Annotated in this window: 21 protein-coding genes; 4 read left to right on the top strand and 17 right to left on the bottom strand. The window is 70.3% G+C overall.

Features of this window, described 5'->3' with window-relative positions; all coding sequences use genetic code 11:
• Positions 1-15 precede the first annotated feature (15 nt).
• From FL344_RS19870 to FL344_RS19840, 7 genes are all read right to left on the bottom strand, one after another.
• Entirely contained in the window at positions 16-801 is a 786-nt protein-coding gene (locus FL344_RS19870; protein ID WP_141619631.1) for a hypothetical protein, read from the bottom strand.
• A gap of 13 nt (positions 802-814) precedes the next feature.
• A complete protein-coding gene (locus tag FL344_RS19865) occupies positions 815-1,465 on the bottom strand; it encodes a GNAT family N-acetyltransferase (protein ID WP_141619630.1) in 651 nt (216 codons plus the stop codon).
• Between the two features lie 63 nt (positions 1,466-1,528).
• Entirely contained in the window at positions 1,529-3,046 is a 1,518-nt protein-coding gene (gene rpoN / locus FL344_RS19860; protein ID WP_141619629.1) for an RNA polymerase factor sigma-54, read from the bottom strand.
• 248 nt (positions 3,047-3,294) lie between these two features.
• On the bottom strand, positions 3,295-4,038 hold the full coding sequence (gene lptB / locus FL344_RS19855; protein ID WP_141588199.1) for an LPS export ABC transporter ATP-binding protein: 744 nt from the start codon (positions 4,036-4,038) through the stop codon (positions 3,295-3,297).
• The gene (locus FL344_RS19850; protein WP_141619628.1) at positions 4,035-4,661 is read right to left on the bottom strand and encodes an LptA/OstA family protein; all 627 of its coding nucleotides are present in this window, start codon (positions 4,659-4,661) and stop codon (positions 4,035-4,037) included. Before FL344_RS19850 ends, lptB begins: the two co-directional genes overlap by 4 nt.
• Positions 4,658-5,209 carry a hypothetical protein gene (locus FL344_RS19845; protein WP_141619627.1) on the bottom strand — a complete coding sequence of 184 codons (552 nt, stop codon included), beginning with the start codon at positions 5,207-5,209 and terminating at the stop codon, positions 4,658-4,660. The genes FL344_RS19850 and FL344_RS19845 overlap by 4 nt, the downstream gene beginning before the upstream one ends.
• A 12-nt stretch (positions 5,210-5,221) precedes the next feature.
• Positions 5,222-6,175, bottom strand: a complete 954-nt coding sequence (locus tag FL344_RS19840) for a lysophospholipid acyltransferase family protein (protein ID WP_011551178.1) — start codon at positions 6,173-6,175, stop codon at positions 5,222-5,224.
• Positions 6,176-6,192: 17 nt separating this feature from the next.
• Between FL344_RS19840 and astB the strand changes: the two genes are divergently transcribed.
• Positions 6,193-7,515 carry an N-succinylarginine dihydrolase gene (gene astB, locus FL344_RS19835; protein ID WP_141619626.1) on the top strand — a complete coding sequence of 441 codons (1,323 nt, stop codon included), beginning with the start codon at positions 6,193-6,195 and terminating at the stop codon, positions 7,513-7,515.
• A gap of 28 nt (positions 7,516-7,543) precedes the next feature.
• Here the strand turns inward: astB and FL344_RS19830 are convergent, their stop codons facing one another.
• Both FL344_RS19830 and FL344_RS19825 read right to left on the bottom strand, forming a co-directional pair.
• Complete coding sequence (locus FL344_RS19830) at positions 7,544-8,269, bottom strand: double-CXXCG motif protein (RefSeq protein WP_141619625.1); 726 nt, start codon at positions 8,267-8,269, stop codon at positions 7,544-7,546.
• A gap of 31 nt (positions 8,270-8,300) precedes the next feature.
• Positions 8,301-9,035, bottom strand: a complete 735-nt coding sequence (locus FL344_RS19825) for a TIGR02269 family lipoprotein (RefSeq protein WP_141619624.1) — start codon at positions 9,033-9,035, stop codon at positions 8,301-8,303.
• A gap of 147 nt (positions 9,036-9,182) precedes the next feature.
• Here FL344_RS19825 and FL344_RS19820 point away from each other — a divergent pair, with 147 nt between their 5' ends.
• On the top strand, positions 9,183-9,719 hold the full coding sequence (locus FL344_RS19820; RefSeq protein ID WP_194863170.1) for an aminoacyl-tRNA deacylase: 537 nt from the start codon (positions 9,183-9,185) through the stop codon (positions 9,717-9,719).
• A gap of 21 nt (positions 9,720-9,740) precedes the next feature.
• On the opposite strand, the gene FL344_RS19815 is transcribed toward FL344_RS19820, so the two are convergent.
• Both FL344_RS19815 and FL344_RS19810 read right to left on the bottom strand, forming a co-directional pair.
• Positions 9,741-12,359, bottom strand: coding sequence for an O-antigen ligase family protein (locus tag FL344_RS19815; protein ID WP_194863169.1), 2,619 nt, complete (start codon positions 12,357-12,359; stop codon positions 9,741-9,743).
• Between the two features lie 102 nt (positions 12,360-12,461).
• Positions 12,462-13,082 carry a hypothetical protein gene (locus tag FL344_RS19810; RefSeq protein ID WP_141619621.1) on the bottom strand — a complete coding sequence of 207 codons (621 nt, stop codon included), beginning with the start codon at positions 13,080-13,082 and terminating at the stop codon, positions 12,462-12,464.
• A 99-nt stretch (positions 13,083-13,181) separates the two neighbouring features.
• Between FL344_RS19810 and FL344_RS19805 the strand changes: the two genes are divergently transcribed.
• Positions 13,182-13,472, top strand: coding sequence for a hypothetical protein (locus FL344_RS19805; RefSeq protein ID WP_011551171.1), 291 nt, complete (start codon positions 13,182-13,184; stop codon positions 13,470-13,472).
• A 79-nt stretch (positions 13,473-13,551) separates the two neighbouring features.
• Here FL344_RS19805 and FL344_RS19800 read toward each other — a convergent pair whose 3' ends face one another.
• The 3 genes from FL344_RS19800 to FL344_RS19790 all read right to left on the bottom strand — a co-directional run bounded on the left by FL344_RS19800 (position 13,552) and on the right by FL344_RS19790 (position 17,115).
• Entirely contained in the window at positions 13,552-14,739 is a 1,188-nt protein-coding gene (locus FL344_RS19800) for an acyltransferase (protein WP_141619620.1), read from the bottom strand.
• A gap of 2 nt (positions 14,740-14,741) precedes the next feature.
• Positions 14,742-16,040 carry a UDP-glucose/GDP-mannose dehydrogenase family protein gene (locus FL344_RS19795; RefSeq protein ID WP_141588207.1) on the bottom strand — a complete coding sequence of 433 codons (1,299 nt, stop codon included), beginning with the start codon at positions 16,038-16,040 and terminating at the stop codon, positions 14,742-14,744.
• Between the two features lie 103 nt (positions 16,041-16,143).
• On the bottom strand, positions 16,144-17,115 hold the full coding sequence (locus FL344_RS19790; protein ID WP_194863168.1) for a nucleotidyltransferase family protein: 972 nt from the start codon (positions 17,113-17,115) through the stop codon (positions 16,144-16,146).
• Positions 17,116-17,294: 179 nt separating this feature from the next.
• On the opposite strand from FL344_RS19790, the gene FL344_RS19785 reads away from it, so the two are divergent.
• The gene (locus FL344_RS19785) at positions 17,295-20,054 is read left to right on the top strand and encodes an FG-GAP-like repeat-containing protein (RefSeq protein ID WP_141619618.1); all 2,760 of its coding nucleotides are present in this window, start codon (positions 17,295-17,297) and stop codon (positions 20,052-20,054) included.
• Positions 20,055-20,103: 49 nt separating this feature from the next.
• Here FL344_RS19785 and FL344_RS19780 read toward each other — a convergent pair whose 3' ends face one another.
• The 3 genes from FL344_RS19780 to FL344_RS19770 form a co-directional block, all read right to left on the bottom strand.
• Positions 20,104-20,538, bottom strand: a complete 435-nt coding sequence (locus tag FL344_RS19780) for a YciI family protein (RefSeq protein WP_090485091.1) — start codon at positions 20,536-20,538, stop codon at positions 20,104-20,106.
• A gap of 334 nt (positions 20,539-20,872) precedes the next feature.
• The gene (locus tag FL344_RS19775) at positions 20,873-21,961 is read right to left on the bottom strand and encodes a nucleotidyltransferase family protein (protein WP_228565199.1); all 1,089 of its coding nucleotides are present in this window, start codon (positions 21,959-21,961) and stop codon (positions 20,873-20,875) included.
• Positions 21,961-23,448: an MraY family glycosyltransferase gene (locus FL344_RS19770; protein WP_141588210.1), complete on the bottom strand. Its 1,488-nt coding sequence runs from the start codon at positions 23,446-23,448 to the stop codon at positions 21,961-21,963. The genes FL344_RS19775 and FL344_RS19770 overlap by 1 nt, the downstream gene beginning before the upstream one ends.
• Between the last annotated feature and the right edge of the window lie 102 nt (positions 23,449-23,550).

The following is a 23,550-nucleotide window of genomic DNA, read 5'->3' as shown; positions in this document are numbered from 1 at the left end:
CCGCCCCCCGGCCCCTCACTGCACGTTGACGACCCGCTCCTCGGAGTGGAACACCGACGCCTCGCACGTGGCGACGCCCGTGCACTCCAGCACCTCGCCGGGCGCGGTCGCGCTCAGCGTGAGCAGGTGGGCGGCGACAGGCGTCGTCGGCAGCAGGGTGAAGCGGAGGACCGCCTCTTCCTGCTCCGTGGGGATGGTGGCCGTGGCGCTCCCTCCCTCGCGCAGCAGGGTGGCCGCGGCGCGGCTGGGGACCTCGCCCTCGGGCAACCACCGGAACGAATACTCCTGGTCGCGCGTGAGCCGGTCCTCGGCGCCGGGGCCCTGGAAGGAGAAGAGGCGCTTGGCCTTTCCGTTCTTCATCACCAGGGTGATGGTGTGCGTCCCGTCCTGGAGGACGATGCGGGCGTCCTCCATGGGCTGCCGCACCCAGACGTTGGGGTCGAAGTCGTAGTAGGCCCGCGTGGGCACGCACACGTCGCGGCCCGCGGTGCCGTCCACCCCGCCCCGCTCCAGTGCCATGGGCTGGCCGTTGAAGGTGGCCGTGACGCCCTCGCGAAGCTCGGTGCACCGGTCCACATCCGCCGCGGGCGAGAAGGTGACGGTGACGCGGTGGGAGCCCGGCTCGTCCACGCCCTCGAAGACGTCCACGTCCGACTGGGACAGCGTCAGCGTCCGGTCGGAGAGTCCCGCCAGGTCCACGACTTCCGAAGTGAGGCTGCTGCCACAACCCGACAACAGGCCCACCGCGACGAAGGCCCCCGTCGGGATGCGAAGAAGGCTGCGACGAAGAATGGGATTCATGCGGCGCCGCACCCTATACCCGCGCCCCGCCGTCCGCGAGCAGCCCTTCGAGCCGAACCTTCACTTCCGGCCACTCCGTGTCGAGGACGCTGTAGTACGCGCTGTCACGCACCACACCGCCGCGCACCAGCTTGTGGTGGCGCAGCACCCCCTCGAAGCGAGCGCCCAACCGCTCGATGGCCACCCGCGAACGCGCGTTGTGCTTGTCCGTCTTGAACTGCACCCGCATGACGCCGAGCGACTCGAAGGCGTGCCGCAGCAGCAGGTACTTGCACTCCGTGTTGATGCGCGTGCGCCACACGCGGCGGCCCAGCCACGTGTAGCCAATCTCCAGCGTCCGGTGGTCGCGCTGGATTTCGAGGAAGCGCGTGGTCCCCACCGGCGCGCCCGTCCGCCGCTCGATGATGACGAAGGGGCGCTCGCTCCCTCGCTCGGCCGCCTGGCAGGCGCTGTCGATGAAGGCCGCTACGTCCGCTTCGGTCCGCAGCACGCTCGAGAACCAGGTGAAGATGTCGTCCTCGCACAGCGCGGCCAGGGCCGGCGCATGCTCCGGACGCAGCGGCTCCAGTCGGACGTCGTGCCCTTCGAGCGTGACGGGCGGAACGACGAGGGGGACGCAGTCACGCCGGGGCACGGCGAAATCGGGAGGGAGGGTGGCGCTCATGGGACGCCCACTCTGCCCACCCGGGCGCGCCGACGACAAGCGGCGCGCCCGAACAGCCGTGACTCAGTAGTACCGCTTGCGCTTGCTGCTGGGGAGGATGCCCAGCACCTCGCGGTACTTGGCCACCGTGCGGCGGGCAATCTCGGTGCCCTGCGAGCGCAGCAGCTCGACGATTTTCTGGTCCGAGTACGGGTTGCGGGCGTCTTCCTGCGCCACCAGCTGCTTGATGTGGTGCTTCACCGCCTCGCTCGCGGTGTCCTCACCGGAGACGCGGGCGATGGACGAGTTGAAGAAATACTTCAGCTCGAAGATGCCCTGCGGCGTGTGCACATACTTGCTGGTGGTGACGCGGCTCACCGTGGACTCGTGCATGCCGATGTCCTCGGCCACGTCCCGCAGGATGAGCGGCTTGAGGTGGGCAATGCCCTTGTCCAGGAAGTCCCGCTGGAACTTCACGATGCTCTCTGTGACTTTGTAGATGGTCCGCTGCCGCTGGTGGATGGAGCGGATGAGCCACATCGCGCTGCGCAGCTTGTCCTGGATGAAGTCCTTCGTCTGGCCCGGGCCCACCGCGCCCGTCTTCAGCGCGTTCCGGTAGGTGCCGGAGATGCGCAGCTTGGACAGGCCGTCATCGTTGAGCACCACCGTGTAGTCGTCCCCCATCTTGTAGACGAACACGTCGGGGGAGATGTACTGCGCGTCGTCCCCGCTGAAGTTGCGGCCCGGCTTCGGGTCCAGCTTCGGGAGCAGCCGCACCGCCCCCACCACCTCTTCCAAGGTGACCTTCAGGTCCTTGGCGATGGCGGGCAGGTTCTTGCTCTCCAGGTACTTCATGTGCCGCTTGATGATGAGGCCCAACAGCGGCGCGTGCGGCTCCCGGATGCCCTGGAGCTGGATGAGCAGGCACTCCTGCAGGTCACGGGCGCCGCAGCCGCGCGGGTCCAGCATCTGGATGCGCCGCAGCGTGCGCTCCGCGACGTGCATGGGCACGTCCGCCTCGTTGGCCAGGCGGATGAGCGGATCCCCGTCCACTTCCGGCAGCTTGAGGTAGCCGTCGTCATCCAGGTTGCCCAGGATGAGCATGGCGATGCGGCGCTCGGCGTCATTCAGGCGCAGCGTGCCCAGCTGCTCCTGAATGTGGTCGACCAGGTCCGCCTTCTTGACGAGGTTGGCCTCGAACGACGGCATGTCGTCCGTGGCCACGTTGCCCTTGTTGGAGGCCGTGGTGGGCTCATTGAACTGGTAGCTGTTGAGGTACTGCTCCCAGTCGATTTCCGGGGGGCCCTCCCCGTCCGCCTTGAACTCCGTGGCGGTGTCGCTGGTCGCCGCGGGCAGATCCACGTCCCGCGGCACCTCCAGGTTGTCTGCTTCCAGGGAGGCTTCCCCGGGTTCCTTGTCTCCCACATCCCCCGGCGCTTGCTCGTCTGGTTGCTCCAGCAGCGGGTTCTGCTCCATCTCCTCGCGGACCTGCTCGAGCAGTTCCATGCGAGACAGTTGGAGGAGCTTGATGGCTTGCTGCAGCTGCGGCGTCATCACCAGCTGCTGGGCAAGCTTCAGGCTTTGTTTCAGTTCCATCGCCATGAGACGGGGTCTCCCGGGTTGATTCGGTCCCTCTGGACAGAGGACCACCATCAAAGACCGTGCCAACGTAACAAGGAGCCCTGACTTCGTCTAGCCCCGAAACGAGGGTCCCTTGCTTGCATGCTCAGAATTCCACAAGGAATTCGGGGGCTTAAGAGCACTCAGTGTGTCACATGCGCGTTGACAGGTCGACGCAAAAGCGGGGCCAACCCATTCTAAGCACTCCTCTGACAGGTGGCCAGCCGTGCTCAGAGCGCTTGTTGGAGGCGGAACCGTTCCCCCAGGTAGACGGCGCGAGCCTTGGGGGACGCGGCGATCTCCGCCGGGGTGCCCTCTTCCAGGATTCGCCCCTGTGCGATGATGTACGCACGATCACAGATACCCAGGGTGTCCTGGACGTTGTGGTCGGTGATGAGGACGCCCAGCCCGCGTTCCCGGAGGAGGAATATCTGCCGCTGGAGGTCGCCCACGTTGATGGGGTCCACGCCGGCGAAGGGCTCGTCGAAGAGGATGAAGCGGGGCTGGGGGATGAGGCTGCGGGCAATCTCGGCGCGACGGCGCTCGCCGCCCGAAAGGTCTCCCCCCAGGGACTCCCCGACGTGCGTGAGGCCGAACTCGTCCAGGAGGGTGTCGGCGCGCTGCTCGCGGGCCTTGGCGTCCAGGTCCTTCTGGAGCTCCAGCACGGCCAGGAAGTTGTCGCGCACCGTGAGCTTGCGGAAGACGGAGGCTTCCTGGGGCAGGTAGCCCACGCCCCGGCGAGCGCGGCGGTGCATGGGCAGGTGCGTGAGGTCCTCGTCGCCAATGCGCACGCGTCCCGCATCCGGAGACACCAACCCCACCACCATGTTGAAGCTGGTCGTCTTCCCCGCGCCGTTGGGCCCCAGCAGCCCCACCACTTCCCCGGGGGCCACGCTGAAGGACACGCCGGCCACCACCTTCTTGCGGCCGCGGAAACTCTTCTCCAGGCCCTCGGCGATCAGCCTCGCGCTCATCGAGCCGTGCCTCCCTGGGCGGAGGGGGCCGTCCCGGAGGACGGGGCCGGCCGGGGCGCGGACTGCCGCCCCTTGCGCCTGGCCGGGGTGGGGTTGGAGGGCAGCGATTCGAAGACGATGACGGCGTTCTCCACCTCCAGCCGCTCGTTGCCCAGCGTCAGCCGGACCTTCGTCCCGCGCATGTGCGTGGTGCCCTGGCGGGCCTCGGGCGAGCCCGTCACCACCAGCACGCCGCTGGGCACGTCGTACTCGGCGCGCTCGCCCTTGGCCATGCGGTCGCCGTCCACGGCATGCACCCCGCCGGTGCACACCACACGCGTCACCTCGCGTTGAGGGGTGTAGTTGGCCGTCATCCGGTCGCACTTCAGGTCGAGCGTGCGGTGCTTCACCTTCACGTTGCCGGTGAGGGTGGCCTGGGACTTCTGGAAGGTGACGTTGTCGCCGTTGATTTGAACGGGCTCCGTCAGCTCCTTGCCGCCCAGGGGGCCCGGGGCGCGGGTCCCCGTCCCAGCGGTGGAGGCAGAGCCCGCCGCGGCGGCGGGAGGCGTGCCCTGCGCGGGGGTGGCGGCGACCGCGGGCGCGGGCTGCGCGACGAAGAAGGCCATCACGAGGAACTCAATCACTCTGGCGCTCCCAGCACGGACTCCACCGAGCCCGCGAAGTTGAACGTCTCGTCCGGGAAGAACAGCTCGAAGCGGTCCGCCCTCAGCCGATAGTCAGGTCCCTTCACCGTCACGCCCTCGTTTCCATGCGCCCGCTCCGTGGTGGCGTCGTACGTCAACCGGGGAGTGCGGGCCTCCATGCCCTTCCCGGTGCGGATGATGACACCGCCCGAGGCCACCACCTGCTTGGACGCGAGGCTCCCCTCCATATTCGGGGCGCTCACCTCCACGCCTCCCTCCGTCCCGGGGGGCGCGCCCTGGGAAGAGGTACCCGGCGGAATCCGGATGGTGGCGTCCGTGGCCCACACCTCGCCGGTGGTGCGCTGGTAGGACACCTGCCGGGCCGTGCCGGAGCGGATGAGCCGGTCGCCCTCGAAGGACTCCAGGCGCGCGCCGTGCAGCACCACCTCCGGGGGAGGCTGGCCGCCGGACGCACCCTCGCCAGAGCCCGGCTTGCAACCGGGGGCGAACACCAGGATGACGAGGCTGGCGGCGAGCAGGCGAGACACAGGGCTTCCTTATCACCCGGCGGATGCGGGCGCCGCCTCCGGAAGTGGGACGTCCTCGCTCACCGGTGGACGCGTTTTCCAGCGCTGGTGCATCCACACCCACTGTTCCGGCGTCCGCCGGATGGCGGCTTCGATTCGGCTGGACAGGGCGGCGGTGAGGGCCAGGGCGGCCGCCTCGCGGTCCGTGTCCTGGGGCACCGGGACCTCTTCCATGGACAGGCGGTACCCGGCCCCTTCGCGGTGGCAGAAGCCCGTCACCACCGCCGCGCCCGTGCGGATGGCCAGGTCAGCGGCGGCGCGCGGGGTGGCGGCCAGCTGCCCGAAGAAGGGCACGAAGAGGGACTGCACCTTCGTGTCCTGGTCGATGAGGATGCCCAGGATTTCGCCGTTGCGCAGGGCGCGCAGCATGGCCCGGGCAGCGCCTTCCTGGCCGCGCCAGATGCTCCGCACCCCGCCGCGGGCCCGGAACTGGCCCACCAGCTCCGTCAGCCGGGGGTCGGTGGTCTCCTTGGCGATGCTCTGGCTGGGGTAGCCGGCGCGCGCCACGCGGCGGGCGAGCAGCTCCCAGTTCCCCACGTGTCCGGACACGAAGACGACGCCGCGCCCCCGGGCCAGGGCCGTCTCCAGCACCTGCCGGTCGGCGTCCGGCCAGGCGACCAGGCGCTCCAGGGCCTCGTCCAGGGCGCCCGTGCAGGCCACCTCCAGCGCGGCGGCAGCCAGGTGGCGGAAGGCGTCGCGGGCCAGGGCCTGCCGGTCTGCGTCAGACTTTTCCGGGAAGGCCACGGAAAGGGACTTGAGGGCCTTGCGGCGCTCCCCTCCTGCCAGGGTGTAGGCCAGGGCGCCCAGGCGCGCGCCCAGGCTCCGGGCGACCCCCAGGGGCAGAGGTTGAAGGAGCAACAGGACGCCACGGATGAGCACGTAGCGGAGGAAACGCTTGAGGCGCTTTGCTAAGGGTGGACGCTCCACGAGGCGTTCAATATCCCATGCGCGAATACAACTTCGACGGGCTCGTTGGGCCCACCCACAATTACGGCGGCCTCTCGCCCGGCAACCTGGCGTCGCAGAGCCATGTCGGTGAGCCCAGCCACCCCCGGGACGCGGCCCTCCAGGGGCTGGAAAAGATGCGCTTCGTGTCCGCCCTGGGGGTGGGACAGGCGGTGCTGCCGCCCCAGCCGCGCCCGTCCCTGCACGCGCTGAGGGCGCTGGGCTTCACGGGTTCGGACGAGGAGGTCATCACCCGGGCCGCGCGCGAGGCCGAGCACCTGCTGCGCCTGACGTCCAGCGCGTCCTCCATGTGGACGGCCAACGCGGCCACGGTGGCGCCCAGCACGGACACGGCGGATGGCCGGGTGCACCTGACGCCGGCCAACCTGTCGCAGATGTACCACCGGGCCATCGAGGCGGAGACGACGCACTCGGTGCTGCGCGCCATCTTCTCCAATGAGAAATACTTCGCGGTGCACGTGCCGCTGCCGGGCAGCGGGCACTTCGCGGACGAGGGCGCGGCCAACCACACGCGGCTCGCCACGCCCGGGCACGCGGGCGTCCATCTGCTCGCCTGGGGCCGCAGCGCGTGGCAGGACGTGCAGGGGCCCAGCCGATTCCCCGCGCGGCAGACGCTGGAGGCCAGCCAGGCGCTGGCCCGGCTGCACCAGTTGGACGCGAAGTCGGTGCTCTTCCCGCAGCAGCATCCGGAGGGTATCGACGCGGGGGCCTTCCACACGGACGTGCTGGCGGTGGGCAACGAGCGGTTCCTGATGCTGCACGAGCTGGCCTTCGTGGACCACGCGGGGCTGCTGGCGGTGCTGCGCGAGAAGCTGGGCCAGGACTTCCGCGCGGTGGTGGCCACGAATGCGGAGCTGCCGGCGAAGGACGCGGTGAAGGCGTACCCGTTCAACTCGCAGGTGCTGACGCTGCCGGACGGCACCATGGCGATTGTGGCGCCGATAGAGAGCCGGGAGACGCCCGCGGCGCGGCAGTTCCTGGAGCGCGTGGTGGCCGAGGACACGCCGGTGAAGGCCGTGCACTACCTGGACGTGCGCCAGTCGATGAACAACGGCGGCGGACCGGCCTGCCTGCGCCAGCGGGTGTGGCTCACGGACGAAGAGCGCGGGGCCATCAAGGCGGACGTCTTCTACACGCCCGCGCTGCATGACTCGCTGGCCGGCTGGGTGCGGCGGCACTACCGCGAGGTGCTGCGGCCCAAGGATTTGCAGGACCCGCAACTGGCGCGGGAGACGATGACGGCGCTGGATGAGCTGACCCGGATTCTCAACCTGGGCAGCGTCTACGATTTCCAACGCTGAGACGTACAACGGTCGCTGGGCTTCCGGCTCAGCGCGCGTCCAGGGGCTGGAAGGTGACGCCCTCCAGCTTCAGCCGGTCTGCCGCGACCACCATGCGTTCGGTCGCGATGACGAGGGTGGGGTAATCCCTCAGCCGGAACAGGTCCACCTCGACGGGCAGCGTCTCCCGAGCGAGCCAGTATGTATCTGGCAGGCGCTCACTGGCCTCGCTTCCGCACTTCGCGCAGGTGGGCGCACGGGGATGCACGAAGCAGTCGGGATGCAGCCGGCCATGAAGCGCCAGTTGCAACTCGCGGAGCACCGGAGGGTTCTTCCCTCGGAAGGTCACGTCGAGACGACACCCAGTGAGTCCCCGGACGCCTTCGCCCTGCAACATCTCCAGCGCTTCGTCGCGAATGACGAGCGTCCAGTCCTGCAATGCGAGGTGCCCGAATGCCCCTGTCGCCACGCCTGTCAGGGGGCCGAGCCGGGTTCCGGGCTCCAGGACCGCGCCTTCGGGCGCCAGGGGCCTGACGCGCTCGCGCAGCCGCGCGAAGACCTCGAAGGGAACGGGCCAGGGGTCGGAGAACGGCTTCAGCTCAACCTTCGAGAAGCTCGACAGGTCGACACACGGATACTGCAAGCCCGCCCAGCCGCCGCCCACCCCACACTCCGTGCAGGGCTCCACACCTGGGAGGCCCCATTTGTGCGCGGCGCGACTCAGGTTGCCCGTGAAGCGTGACGTCGTGCTCGCTTCGACTCGGTAGAACCTCACGCCCTCGCACTCCTTCTCCTGAGAACCGCCTTCATAAGGCTTCTATCCGAGGCCCACGCATTCCAGGGGCAATGGGCATGTTGTAGGGCACGACCGGGCCCGACAGCTCGAAACGAAAGGCGAGCTCGACTGCGTGCCGCATGATGACGTCCCGCGAAGGGGGCCGGGGATTGGCCACCACGAACTGCCGCCACGCGTTGTTCCACGCCCCTCCCGGCCCCATGCCCTTCCCGCTGTGAATCTGCCGGTGAACGTGCTCGGGGACGACCAGGGTGAACTGGTGGATGTCGATGCCTGCCGCCCGAAACCACGCAGCGAGCCGGGGTTCCTGCGGAAAGAGGTGATGTTTGATGAGCTTGCCCTGCGGTCGGGGTATCGCGGGGATGAAGACGGGAGAGCGCCGCGCCAGCGGAGCCGTCACGAGAGGCCGTGCGTCCCCTCGAATCCCTGTACGGCGCTGCCACCAGTTTCGGTAGGTGCCCGTCCCACGGAAAGCGGGGCTGCCCGTCGCCTTCTCAACCGCTCCTGCCCTCGGTGCATGCGTTACGACGTCTTCCGCCACGTCCTCACACCGGAAGAGGCCGCAATCACCTTCATCACAAACCAGGACGATGCAGCGCGGCTCGCTCGATGCGCTGCACCCGTCGACATCCGCTTGCCACTTCGCGGATTCCCACTCGCGCATCACGGGAGAGGACGCCGTACTGCACGCGAGCGCGCCCAGAAGGAGGCTGCAGAGCGTCAGGAGCCGTAGCGACCCGTTCATGGCGGCTCAGCCTATCCGAGCGCCCGGCCGCCCTACGCACGGGCGGACGGGCGCTCCGTGGTCGGCTGTAAGCCCGAGTGTGGCAGGCGCCCGTGGTCGGACGCGCTGGCGGTCATCACCTTCTTTCTAGAGGAGGTGAGATTCCCCATGATTCCCGAAGCGATACAGCACTATCTGCGCCGCAACGGGGTGCGTTTCGAGCGGTACTGGCACCCGCGTGCCGTCAGCGCTCAAGAAGTAGCCGAGTCGCTGCACGTCTCCGGCTGGCGCGTGGCCAAGTCCGTCATCGTGATGGCGGACCGGCAGCCATGGATTGTCGTCGTCCCCGCGGCGGGCACCGTCGATTTGAACCAGGTCCGAGACATGCTGGGTGCCCGGCACGTCCGACTCGCGACCGAGCCGGAATTCTCCGGCCACTTTCCCGACTGCGAGGTGGGCGCGGAGCCCCCCTTTGGTGAGCTCTACGGCCTGCCTGTCGCCGTTGATGAATCCCTCAGCCTGGCGGAACGACTGCTCTTCCGCGCGGGCTCCCACGAGGAGTCGCTCGAGCTGCGCTTCCAGGACTTCGCCACCTTGGAGTGGCCCCTGGTGGCCTCCTTCATCGAGAAGGAGCAGCAACTCCAGGCCCTCAACAACACCGGCGCGCCCAGCCGCTCCCATGAGGAGGCACACGCCCACGTCTGAACCGGAGCGAGGCCCGGGCGCCTAACGCGCGTCCCGAGCCTCGCCATCCACATTTGGGCCCCGCAGCAGGTACTCCAGCTCCGCCTCGCGAGGGTCCTCCGACAGCGTCTTGCGCCGCGAATCCACGCGCTCGCGCTCCGCGCCTTCCAGCCGCGACACCCAGGCCTGTGCCTCGGCCCGCGCGCCCACGGGAAGATGCCGCATGCCCTCGTGGACCGAACGCGCCGCCGCGTCATAGCGACGCAGCGCCTCCTGGGTCCGCGCCACCGCGAAAAACGCATCCGCGCCAGGCACGAGTCGGGCCGCCGTCTGCCGCCGCTCCAGTGCGTGGGAGAGCAACCCCTCGCGCTCCAGGCACGCCGCTTCCATGGCCAACAACCGCGCGCGCTGGGCGTAGTCCGTGATGAAGGGCGCCAGCGCCTGGAGCGTGTCCTTCGCCCGCCGCGTCAGCCCCGCGTCCAGTTGCTGCGCCGCCAACTGGAAGGACAGCGCCACATTGCCCGGGAAGCGCGCCAACAGCTGCTCCAACGCACGCAGGGCCTCCTCTCGCTTCCCCTGCGCCCGCAGCACTTCCGCGCGCAGCAGGTGCGTGTCCAGCGCGTCCGGCGCCAGGCGCTCCACCTGCGCCCGCGCGGCCTCCGCCGTCTCCAGGTCCCCTCGCAGGATTCGCAACCGGGCCTCACGCGCCCACAGCGCCGCGGCTTCCGGCTGACCCGCGAAGTGCTCCCGCGCCCAGCCCGAGTAGTCCAGCGCCAGCGCCAACCGCCCCGGCGTGTTGGCCAGCGCGTCCAGCAGCCGCACCGCGGTCGCGGGCGACTGCGGCGTCAGCACCGTGAGCGACGCCAGGGTCTCCGCTTGGGGCAAGGCCTCGCCCAGCAGCACGGTGGCATCCCCAGCCTCGTGCGCCAGCCGGTACTCCAGGAAGCCCTGGGCGCTCCGGCCCAGCGCCAGCAGCGCCCGCGCCGCCACCCGGTGGGAGCTGGCATCCAACGGCGCCAGGAACAGCGCCCGGTTGACCAGGGCCAGCGCCTCCCCTGCCCCCTCACGCCCTCGCGCCGCGTGCGCCGATGCCACCAGCCGGTACAACAGGTAGTCCGAGGGGTGCCGGTCCACCAGCGCCAGTCCCCGCGCGTGGACCTCCCGCGCGGATGCCCCCGACGTGACGAGCCGCGCCAGCTCCGCCTCCGCGTCGCCCAGGCGATGACGTCCGGGCACCAGCGCCACCAGCGCCACCGCCGTGAGCGCCAGCCCCGTCCCCTGCACCGCGCCCGAGGGCCGCGCGCTCCACGCCTTCTCCTCGGCGGCCCGCTCCCGGGGACGCGCCACCGCGCCCAGCGCCACCAACGCCGCCACCGCGCACGCGGGCAATTCCAAGCTGAAATCGAAGAGGTCGTGCAGCGCCAGCGCCGCCACGCCCGCGAGCGCCGCCAGGTCCACCGTCTCCAACCCCTCACGGCGCAGCAGCCGCAAGAAGCCCCAGACGGCCACCGCCAGCACCACCAGCCCCAGCGCGCCCAGCTCCGCCGCGACCTGCAACACCGCGTTCTCCGGGTGCGTGAAGGTGTTGGGATTGGGCTCCGACTGGTAGCGCGGAAACGCCGCCTCGAAGGCGCCGCGCCCCATGCCCAGCACGGGAAACGCCCGCGCGGCGTCCGCCAGCATCGGCCATAGCGCCACCTTGGACTGGCGCAGCTTCTCCACGCTGTCCGCGGTGCGCGCCTCCGCCCATAGGGCGTCCGCCGCCGTGTACGCACCCACCATCAGCACGCCCAGCAGCCCCAGCAGCGCCGCGGCGCTCCGGGCCCATACCGGGGGCGCCCCTTCACCGGACGCGCGGCGATTGCGAAGCAGGAACAGCGCCAGCAGCGCCTGTCCGAAGGCGAAGAAGGCAATGCCTCCGCGCGACAGCGACAGTACCACGCCCAGCCCCGACACGCCCGCCGCCAGCGCGTATGGCAACGCTCGCGACTGCTGTCCGCGCGTCAGCGCCAGCCCCACGCCCAGCGTGGACGCCAGCGCGAGGAAGCCGGCCAGGTGGTTCGGGTTGCCAAAGGGCGTCACCAGCGTGGGCCGCGCGTGCATCCAGTGCATCAGCCCGAAGAGGGACTTCACGCCCATCAACGCATGGCCCAGCCCCATCACCGTGAGGCCCGCGCCGGTGAAGACCACCGCCGCCAGCAACCGCTCCCGGCTGCTCCGCGAGCGACTCACCTGCACCGTCGCGAGGAAGGCCAGCAGGTAGGCCAGGTGCTTCGCCAGCTCGCGCCAGGTGGCGGACGGGTCCAGCGACACCGGCCGCGCCCGCTCCAGCCCCAGCGGCACCAGCGCGAACTCCCGCAGCGCGGCCGCCTCCGGACTCAGCAGGCGCAGGACACCGGCCGGCAGAGGCACCAGTTGCACCGCGCACAGGCCCGCCCCCAGGGCCAGGGGCACTGCCAGCAGCGGAACGCGCAGCGACTGGCCCTGCCGCTTCGCCCCTATCGCTGCCAGCACCGCCGCGGCGCCGGACAACAGCACCAGCGGCCCCAGCAACCACCCCGCGGCGCCACCCAACGCCAGCGGACACACCACGACGAGCGCCGCCAGCGCCGCCTCGGCGAACAGGGTGAATCGAGAGGCACTGCGGGAAGCGCGGAGCATGCGGGGATTGGCCGGGTGAGTATCACAGCACCCGCGCCCCTCGCCCGCCACCCCGCCTCCAGGACGAGCCGCCAGGAGACCGGACGTGCGCGAAAGGTGACATCAGAAGGCGAAGGCGACCAACGGGATGCCGGCGCGCGGCGTCCACTGCCGCGTCTGCATGGCCCCTCGCGCGTCCCGGCGGGCCTTCACGTCGCGCAGCTCATCCTCCAGGCGGATGCGCTCGCGAACCAGGCTTTCCCGGTGGGCCCGGTTGATACCCGCTTGCTTGGAACCCGTGACGATGCCCGCGATGAGCAGCCCGACCCCCGCGACTCCGCCCAGCGTCGTGCCCACCCCCAGGGCCAGCAAGGTGCCGGCGTCGTCGTCATTCGACGAGCTCATGCCGACGATGATGAGGGGGATGCCCAATAGCAGCAGCGGGGACAGCACGTAGCCCGAGTACGCCATCACCAACGACCCCGCGGGCCAGTTCGTGTCAACGGAGCGAATCTCGCTCTGGAGCATCGCGATTTGCTGCGTCAGCTCGCGAGCGCGGGCCTCCAGGTCCTCCGGCACGGGCGGCGGCGTGGACGTCCCAGAGACGTCCGGCGCCTCCTCCGCCGGGGCCTGGGCCACGAGGAGCCGGGCCGACACGGGCCGCTCGGACACGGGCGTCAGAAGTGAGTGGGACGTTGAAGTGGACGCGGTGGCCAGCAACGCAGCGACGACGATTGACAACATGTGTGGCGTTTCCCCCAGGTGTGGAGCAGGCGGGCGACCCTAGCATCCGCCCAGGCACGAAGGGCTCGAAGCCAGCTTGCATCCAGGGGACCTTCTGGCATGTTCGCCGCAGCCATGCGCCGCTTCATCGTCACCGCCGCCCTCCTCTGTTCCGCCCTGTCCGGCCTCACCGGCTGCAAGGGCGCCTGCCGCGAGCTGTCTGAGAAGCTGTGCGACTGCTCCATCAACTCGGTGGAGAAGGAGCTGTGCCTCCGCCGCGCCTCTCAGGAGGAAAACCGCGTGGAGCCCACCGCCGAGGATGAGGCCGTGTGCGAGGAGCGCCTGGCCGGCTGCGACTGCCGCGCCATCGAGACCGACGAAGGCAAGCGCGCCTGCGGCCTCTCCCGCTGAGGCGGCCCACCTGACCGGAGGCTCCGGGCGCCTGTGCCCCGGACGCCGCCCGTCTCGCTTGACGGCGCCAGCCCGCCGTTCAGGTCCCCGGCACCACCGGCTTCACGGGCTCGCGCGGCGCCCCCTCTACCCAGGGCGTCAGCGCGGCGCGGACGCGTGAGCGCAGCGGTGTCTCCACGGCGCGGTGCACCCACAGCGACGCGGGCACGCCCAGCAGCAACACGGTGGCCAGCAGCCCTTCGGGCGTGCGCAGCTCCATCCAGGGTGACACCCAAGCCCCCAGGCTCTTGGCCGCCTCCGACACCGGGTACTGGAGCAGGTAGAGCGCGTAGCTGGCGCCCCCCAGCTTCACCAGCGTGGGCCGTGACAGCAGCCAGCCCAGGGCGCCTCCGCCCCGCGCCAGCCCGTACACCAGCAGCCCCGACGCGGGCGCCAGCAGGGCGTTGTGCATCAGCGGGTACGGCACCCTCGAGCCCGCCGCGCCCGCCGCCAGCAGCAGCGCCGTCCCCAGCGCCGCCAGCACCGCGCCGGAGCCCTTCGCCCCTCCCGCCGCGCGCTCGCGCACGAAGCACCAGCCCAGCAGGACGCCGAAGAGGAACTCCGGCAGCCGCGCCAGCGGGTTGAACTTGAGCGCCATCAGCCAGGGCCCCGACGCATGCACGTCCACGAGGCCCGGGCCGTCCGGCAGGAGCGCCAGGTACAGCAGCGGCGGCAGCAACCCCAGCCCCCACGCGCCGCCCAGGGCCACGGGGAGCCACGCGGGCTTGAGCCGGGGCAGCCCCTTCGCCAGCCGGGGAAAGAGGCCGTAGAAGCAGGCCTCCACCGCCACGGACCAGCCCGGCGGATTCCAGTACAGCGCGAGCCGGGGAACCCAGGCCTGGAGCAGCGCCAGCGTCGCCACCCCGCCCACCGCGAGCTTCGCGGCGGCCACCTTCCAGCCGTTGTCCGCCACGGACGCGGCGATGGTGGTGGGCGCGGACAGGAGGAACGTCAGCGCGTAGACGGGGTACACGCGGGCGACGCGCGCGGCCCAGAAGGCCCGGGGCGACGTCTCCATGCGCCCGTCCGCGTCCAGGTAGTTCCAGGCGAGCACGAAGCCGGACAGGACGAAGAAGACGCCCACCGCGGCATAGCCCGCGCCCACCCAGCTCCGCAGCGCTTCCGGCGCCGTGCCCAAGCACGGCGCCGCGAAGTGGAACAACACGACGTGCAGGGCCGCGACGAAGCGCAGCCCCGTCAGCGCGTCGAGGGCCCTGCTCCCGCTCACCGCTACCGCCGGCCGATGCCGTAGTACGTGAAGCCCAGCTCACGCATACGCGCCGGGTCGTACACGTTGCGGCCGTCGAACACGACGGGCGACTTCATCAGCGTCTTCATGCGCTCGAAGTCCGGGTGGCGGAACTCGTTCCACTCCGTCACCACGAAGAGGCCGTCCACGCCCTCCAGCGCCTCGTAGGGCACGGAGGCGTAGCGGATGCGATCACCGAAGACGCGCTTGGCGGTGTGCGGGGACACCGGGTCGTGCGCAATCACCTGGGCGCCCTTGCCGATGAGGCCCTCGATGACCTCGATGGACGGCGCCTCGCGCATGTCGTCCGTCTTCGGCTTGAAGGCCAGGCCCCACACGCCGAACTTGCGGCCCTCCAGCGAGCCGTAGTGCTTGGTGGCCTTGTTCACCAGCAGCTTCTTCTGGCGCTCGTTGGTGCGCTCCACGGCGCGCAGCAGGTCCAGCTCCAGGCCGTACTCACGCGCGGTGGCCACCAGCGCCTTCACGTCCTTGGGGAAGCAGGAGCCGCCGTAGCCCACGCCTGGGAAGAGGAACGGATAGCCGATGCGCTTGTCCGACCCCAGGCCCTTGCGCACGAAGTCCACGTCCGCGCCCACCTTCTCGCAGAGCGCGGCGATGTCGTTCATGAAGGAGATGCGCGTGGCCAGCATCGCGTTGGCCGCGTACTTCGTCAGCTCCGCCGAGCGCGTGTCCATGAACAGCACCGGGTTCTCGGTGCGCACGAAGGGCGAGTACAGGTCCGCCATCACCTTGCGGGCGCGCTCGGAGTCCACGCCAATGACGACGCGGTCGGGCTTGAGGAAGTCGTCCAGCGCGGCGCCTTCCTTGAGGAACTCCGGGTTGGAGACGACGTCGAACTCGATGTCCGTCACCTTGCGGATGGCCTCGCGCACCTTGTCCGCGGTGCCCACCGGCACGGTGCTCTTGTCCACCACCACCGTGTACTGCTTCATCGCCTTGCCAATCTGCTCGGCGGCGGCCAGCACGTACTGGAGGTCGGCGTCGCCGCTCTCACCTTCCGGCGTGCCCACGGCGATGAAGACGACCTGGGCGTTGGTGACGGCCTCCGTCAGGTCCCGGGTGAAGAACAGGCGCTTCTCGCGCACGTTCTTCTTGATGAGCTCCTCCAGGCCGGGCTCGTAGATGGGCACCTCGCCCGCCTGGAGCATGCGGATCTTCCGCTCGTCGATGTCCACGCACGTGACGTCGTTACCCGAGTCCGCGAAACAGGTGCCCGCGACCAGTCCGACGTAGCCGGTTCCGATGATGGCAATACGCATTGAGGGAGCCCCAGTGAATGTCTCTTGAAGGACTCATACGCCGGGAGGGAGTCCGAAAGAAAGCCCATCCCCGTCACGGGGGCTCCTCTGCGAGCAGCCGAGCCTACTGGCCCGTAAGCAGGCGGCGAACCCGCTCCATCCCCTTGAGGGCCGAGGTCCGGCCGGGGGTGCATACAGGACCCACCACCGTCCGCTCCAGCAGCTCCCGCGTCGCCCGGCGCAGCGGCGGCAGCGCGGCGGTGGCGTCCGCGGCGGCGTCCGGGAACAAGCGCGCGACAATCGACAGGGACGTGTAGAGCGCCCGCTCCAGACGCCACTCCGCGGCCCGGGCCAGCAGCACCGGCACATCCAACGGACGCGAGTACACGCCGCCCATCCACTTCGCGCCGGTGACGAGCTCGCGCAGGTCGATGAAGGACAACCACGGCACCGCGTACCCATGGCGCGCATGCTCCAGCGCCACCAGCAGCACCGCGTCCTCCAGCTCCGGGCGGTAGAGCGAGGAGCCATACACGCGCATGGGCTTCGCCCGCTCGATGATGCCCGCCGTCTGTTCGCGGCGCTGAGGACCCAGCACGTCCGAATAGAGCAGGATGACGGTGCGCCCGTCGGACACCACCTTCGTGGCGCCGCTGTTCTCCGTGTCGGGCTCTGGGACGAACTCGTGGTGGGACAGGAAGCCCGAGAAGCCGTCCACGTCCAGGCGCTTCATCAGGATTTGCAGCTCCGGCACGGGCCGGAAGCCCACGTGTGGATAGAGCGAGTCCGCGAAGGACGCGGCTCCCATCAGCACCAGCTTGCGTCCCTCCAGCGCGCCCACGATGCGCTTGAAGTTCACGAGCTTCATCACGTTGTCGTTGACGGAGCCCTGATAGATGCTGAGCAGTTTGTCCCGCGCCCACTCCGGCGCGTTGCCCGCGCCCAGCCGGTACTCCAGGTTGTAGGCCGCCAGGGGCGCCAGGCCCTGCATGATGGCCCAGTCCACATACTCATCCCAGGGCGCCCCCCGAAGCGCGCCACGCGGCGGGTCGAACGAAGAGAGAACTCGGAAGGTATTGAGAAGACCGGCGGACATGGGGCCCCCTTTAACGGTCCGGACGCATGGCCTGCAACGTCCGGATGGCGTCACGCCCAAGCACCAAGGGTGAACAGCCGACACTGGGCGGCCTTCCGGGGTGGGTCCCCAAACCGAGCCGAGTGAATACCTGGGCCGCCCGGTACGTCGCGGGCCGGGCAGGCTTTCTGGGAGGCGGCATGTCGCAGCAGGGATGGTCGGACGGGCGTCCGGGCCGTTGGCTCACGCTCGGAGCGCTCGGATGGGTGGCGTGCACAGGCACGACCCCCGCGGAACCTCCGGCATTCGACAACACCACGGCGGTGGAGTCAGAGGCCCGGTGCGAGGTGCGGCCGCCCTTCGAGCCCCACTTCGAGCCCGAGGTGGAGTGGGCGTGGACGGCCAGTCCCCTCATGCCCACGCATACCAACGCGCAGGCCACGCCCGTGGTCGTGGACGTCAACGTGGATGGCGTCCCCGACGTGGTGTTCAACAGCTTCGAGGGCTGGAACTTCAAGACGAACGGCGTGCTGCGCGCCATCAGCGGCTCGGACGGCTCGGACCTGTGGGCGGTGACGGACCCGGCGTACCGCACCCGGGGCTCGGCCAGCGTCGCCGCGGGCGACATCGACGGCGACGGCAAGGTGGAGCTGTGCACCGTGCCGGAGAGCGCCCAGGGCATCATCTGTTTCGAGCACACCGGCGCCTTCAAGTTCCGCGCGGACGGGCCCCCGCTCGACTGGGGCGGCGTGTCCCTGGCCGACCTGGATGGGGACGGGTCGGTGGAAATCATCGCCGGCAACCACGTCTACGACAGCAGCGGGACGCTCCGGTGGGTGGGGAGCGACGGCGTGGGCAGCCCGGCCAACGACACCGGACCGCTGGCGTTCGCGGTGGACCTGGACGGGGACGGGCTCCAGGAGGTGGTGAATGGCCGCGCCATCTACCGGCATGACGGCACGCTCAAGTGCAAGGCGGCGGAGCTGGGCCACGGGCTTTCGGGCGTGGGCAACTTCGACGCGGGTCCCAAGGGCGAAATCGTCGTGGTGTGGGACGGCCACGTGTCCTTGATGGACGCGAACTGCCAGGTGAAGTGGACCGTGCAGCACCTGGGCGGCGGCGTGGGCGGACCTCCGAACATCGCGGACTTCGACGGGGACGGGCAGCCGGAGATTGGCGTGGCGGGCGCGTCCCACTACGCCGTGTTCGAGCCGAACGGCACGGTGAAGTGGCTGAGCCCCACGCAGGACCACAGCTCCAACCGCACCGGTTCCTCCACCTTCGACTTCGAGGGCGATGGCCGCGCCGAGGTCGTCTACGCGGACGAGACGGCGCTGCGCATCTACGACGGCGTGACGGGCCAGGTCCGCTTCGAGGCGCCGCACAGCTCGTGCACCGCGTATGAGAATCCGGTGGTCGCGGACGTGGACGGTGATGGCAACGCCGAAATCATCGTCGCGCAGAACACGGCCTGCGGCTACGGCGACTTCCAGGGCATCCGCGTGTACCGGGACCGCAAGGACGGCTGGGTGAACACGCGGCGCATCTGGAACCAGCACGCCTACTCCGTCACCAACGTGAATGACGACGGCACCCTGCCCGCGCGTCCGGTGAGCAACTGGCTGGCGCCGGGGCTCAACACCTTCCGCACCAACAGCCAGGGCACGGGCACCGTGCGGCCCTTCGCGGCGCCGGACCTCGCCGTCGGACAGGTGACGGCCACCTGCTCGGGCGAGGGCGTGGTGACGCTCGGCGCGCGGGTGCGCAACCAGGGGGACTCGGCGGCCTCGGCGGGGGTCCAGGTGGCCTTCTACCAGGACGCGGTGGGTGAAGGCGGCACGCTCCTGGGCGTGGCCACCGTGCCCCACAAGCTGAAAGCGGGCGAAGAGGCGTCCGTGGAGCTGGCGCTCAACACCCCGGAGAGTGGCTGGGTGCTGGTCTACGCGGTGGTGGATGACGACGGCACCGGCACGGGACGTGAGCTGGAGTGCCGCGAGGACAACAACGTCGCGTCGGCGCAGCTGAAGCTGGCGTGCGCGCCCAACGAGCCTCCGGTGGCGCTGTGCCAGGACGTCGTCGTGGAGGCGGACGCGCAGTGCCGCGCGTCGGCCAACGTGGACCACGGCAGCCATGACCCGGACGGACAGCCGGGCCCCTTCACGCTGACGCAGGCGGCGCCCGGGCCCTTCGGCCTGGGGCGACATGCCGTGACGCTGACGGCCCACGACGGTGAGGACAGCGCGGTGTGCCAGGCCACGGTGAAGGTGGTGGACACGACGCTGCCGTCCATCCTCTGCCCGGCGCCGCAGGTGCTGGAGTGCGTGGCGGGCGGCGCGGAGGCGGCCTACACCGCTCGGGCGGAGGACAACTGCGGGCCGGTGTCGGTGACGTGCACGCCGCCGGATGGCTCCCGCTTCCCGCTGGGGCGCTCGGTGGTGGACTGCAACGCGGTGGATGGCTCCGGCAACGCGTGCGGCTGCGCCTTCTCCGTGACGGTGCGGGACACGCGGGCGCCCGTGCCCGGCGCGTCCCTGGGCAAGCGGCTGTGGCCGGCGGACCACCAGTACCGCACGGTGACGTTGGCCGAGTGCGCGGCGCCCGCGAAGGACGCGTGCCTGGGAGACCTGTCGTTGGAGCGGTACGGCCGCATCGTCCGGGTGACGTCGGATGAGTCCGAGGACGTCGCGGGCATCTGCGACGGCGCCACGTGCGACGACATCGCCGTGCGGGTGAATGCCACCTCCGTCCAACTGCGCGCAGAGCGCGACGACGCCGGGGATGGCCGCGTCTACACGGTGCACTACGTGGTGGAGGACCCGTCCGGGAACCAAGCCGACGGGCGCTGCACCGTGGAGGTGCCGCGCGATTCAGCCGGCCAGCAGGTGCACGACAGCGGGCCGAAGTACTGCGTGGGCCAGGGCTGCGCGCCGGGCCTCGGCGGCAGCCCGCTGTGTCCGTGAGGTGAGCGAGGCAGGGGCGTGGAGCGGCGTCGCTCCACGGCCCCTCGCATCAGGCGCCGCGACGCTGGTCCAGCTCGGCGCGCAGCTTCTCCTCTTGGGCGCGCAGCTCCGGCGTGAACTCGGCGCCCAAATCGTCCAACTCGTAGAAGGGGCGGATCTCCAGGTCCGACTCCTCTCCGGGCATCGGGTCCGGGCAACGGCGCGCCCACTCCATCGCCTCCTCCATCGACTTCACCTGCCAGACCCAATAGCCGGCCACGAGCTCCTTCGTCTCGGCGAAGGGGCCGTCGATGACGCGCTTGGTGCCGTTCGAGAACCGGATGCGCTTGCCTGCACTGCTCGGCTTGAGGCCGTCTCCGTCGAGCAGCACCCCGGCCTTCATCAGTTCCTCGTTGAACTTGCCCATGTCCGCGAACAGCTTCTCGCTGGGCATCACACCGGCCTCGGAGTTCTTCGTCGCCTTCACAAGCACCATGACCTTCATCGCATCGTCCTTTCGGTTGGGGGGCACCGCCCCGTTCTGAAATGGCGACGAATCAGCCGAACGCGGATCGACACGGCCCCCAGAAAATCGACACGGCGGCCGGGCCCTGAAAAACCCAAGCAGATTCAAGCCTCTACGAAACGGAGCCCAGAAACCCTCTGAACGCGTTCTGGCCGCCCGCGGCGGCATCCGCCGAAATGACCGTGGCCCACGGACCGAGTCGCACGGCGGGAGCTGTGGCCGCTCCTTCATGAGGCAGGTGCGCATGAAGACGCCGCCTGGCGAGCTGGCGATGGGCGTGCTGGCTGCGGCGGAGACATGCCGCACACCCCGCTCAGCCTGGACGGCGCAGCCTCGCCCGCACGGCGTTCCGGGCTCGCCGGACGCCATACCGCGCCACGGAGCCCATCCGTGGCGCCAGCAGCAGCTTCGCCGCCATCCACCCAGTCCGGCCATCCAGCAGCGACGCCTCCAGCAGCCGCGCGTCGGAGAAAAAACGCCGTGCGAGCACTTGCTGCCAGCGAGGTGGAGCCAGCGCCGCCAGCACCTCGTCCGGCACCGGCGCCGCCAGGAGCCTCCGCGCCACATCCCACGCATACCAGGCCGCATGTGGGAAGGCCGTGCCGCGTGCCCGCTCCACCACCATCCGCCAGTCCAGCCGCGTGTCCGCCAGCGCCAGCAGCTTCAAGTCGAAGAGCCACGCCAACCGCTGCAACGCGTGGTTGCTCGCGTGCAGCGCCAGGTAGACGGCCTCGTCCTCGGGCCGCAGCCACCGCACCGCCCGGCCGTCCACCGCGCCCGCCTCCGCCCGCGCCAGCAGCGCGTCGCCCTCCAGGGCCTCGCCCCATCCCGCGAGCGCGCGGTAGTGCAGCTCCACCAGCCCCGCCGGCCCCGCCAGCTCCAAGTGGTGAGCGTCCTCTTCCCCGTGCCGGGCGCCGTCGTCCCGCCGCACCGAGAGCCCCACCCGGGCCAGCGCCTGGACCGCGGCGCGCACATCCGCGCGCGCCACCAGCAGGTCCACGTCCGTGGTGGCTCGCTGCAACGGGTCCGGATACAGCCGCAGCGCCAGCCCGTACCCCTTGAGCAGCACCGGCACCTGCCCCACCGTCGCCAGTGCGTCCAGGCTTCGCAGCAGCAGCGTCTTCACGCGCAGCGCCCGCGCCGCGTTCCCCAACGCTTCCCGGCGCAGGGATGCACGCGCGGACTCGGGCAGCGCCCAGCCCGCCCGTTCCACCGCGTGCGCCACGAAGCCCACCAGCCCGTGCCCCACCGCCGTGTGGACCAGTCCGTCCGCGTCCGCGCCCTCTGGAGCGGCGCGCACCGGGGCGTCCGGCCACGCCCGCAGCAGCGCATGGAGCGCGCTTGCCCCCGGGGACATCGAACCACCCGGACTGGCGCGAGACGGCGCTCGCCCGTCTGGCATCACTTCCTCATCGCGACCAGGCGTCCGGGCTCGGCGTCGGCCCGGGGCCGGAGCCGCCCGGCGCTCTCCGCCACCGCGTCCGCCACCTGCTCCAGCGCCAGCTCCTCATCGCGGTTGATGGCGGCCCGGCCATCCCGCCACACCAGCAGCATCGCGCCCAGCACCTCGCCGTCGGCCTCGAGGGTGATGCGGACCTCGAATGGCATCCCCGAGCCCGCGGGCCGCTGGGCTTCGAAGACGACGTTATCCGCGAGCCCCGTGGGACGGACGCGCTGGAAGTGCAGCTCCTGGCGCGACAGGCCCAGGGCATCCGCCAGCGGGCGCACCGCGTTCCACACCGCCTCCAGCGAAGGCGACGCGCGCACCGCGCGGGTGACGTCCTTCACCATGGTCCGCAGCCAGAGGTTGCGCTGACGTACCTGGTGCATGTCCCTGGCGCGGCCCAGGTCCAGGTAGCCCAACCGCCGCATCAGCAGCACGATGAGCACGCCCATGCCACACAGCAGCATGGCGCTCTGCGCGCTGCTGGCGAAGCTCAGCGCCAGCGCCACCAGCATGAAGAGGCCACACAGGCCATACAGCACCAGCACGGTGGCGCGGTGGCTGAGCACCAGGTGGCTCATCAGCCGGTGATGGATGTGCTCCCGGTCGGCGCTGAACATCGGCCGCCCCAGCAGCGAGCGCCGCACAATGGCCAGCAGCGTGTCCATGATGGGCAGCCCCAGCGCCATCACCGGCACCAGCATGGCCACCGCCGTGCCGCTCTTGGTGCTCGTCTTGATGGACACCGCGGCCAGCACGAAGCCCAGGAACATGCTCCCGGTGTCCCCCATGAAGATGGAGGCCGGGTTGAAGTTGAACACCAGGAACCCAAGGATGGCGCCCGCCAGCGCCGCCATCAGCAATGACAGCAGCACGTCACCTCGCGACAGCGCGAGGATGAAGTTGGTGCCGACGCCGAAGAAGGCCACGCCGCCCGCGAGCCCATCCAGGCCGTCGATGAGGTTGAGCGCGTTGACCACACCCACCACCCACAACACGGTGAAAGGCAGACTCAACGCGCCCAACACCAACTCCGGGCCGAACGGGTTGGCGATGACGTCGATGCGGAACCCCATGGCATACAAGCCGAACGCCACCGTGAACTGGACGGCGAACTTCAGACGGGCGCCCGCGCCCCGCAGGTCGTCGTAGAGGCCCAACGCAACAATCGCCGCGCCGCCCAGGAACAGGCCCGCCACCAGCTCCGTGTGGGAGCGGAAGTGGGCCCCCACGCCAGAGTCCACCAGGAACAACGCGCACAATGGCGCGAAGAATCCACCGACAATGCCCACCCCGCCCAGCCGGGGAATCGGCCGGACATGGACCTTCCGGCTGGAATTCGCCTGGTCCAGCCATCCCCACGCCAGGGCCCGGTCGCGCACCAGCCGCGTCAGCGCCAGTGCCACCAGCAGCGAGACGAAGAAGGCGACCAGAAGCGTAATCATGGGGCGTGCACCGTCCGCGCATCGTGGCGGTCGGCGGCTCCACGCGTCAATGCACGCGGGAGTACGATAGGTTTGTGAAGCAATGGGCGCTTGCGTCCGCCC

It is taken from the genome of Myxococcus sp. AB036A, assembly GCF_006547355.1.
Classification (GTDB): Bacteria; Myxococcota; Myxococcia; order Myxococcales; family Myxococcaceae; genus Myxococcus; species Myxococcus virescens.
Note: the sequence above shows the minus strand (reverse complement) of the source record. Positions and strands in the feature narration are given on the sequence as shown.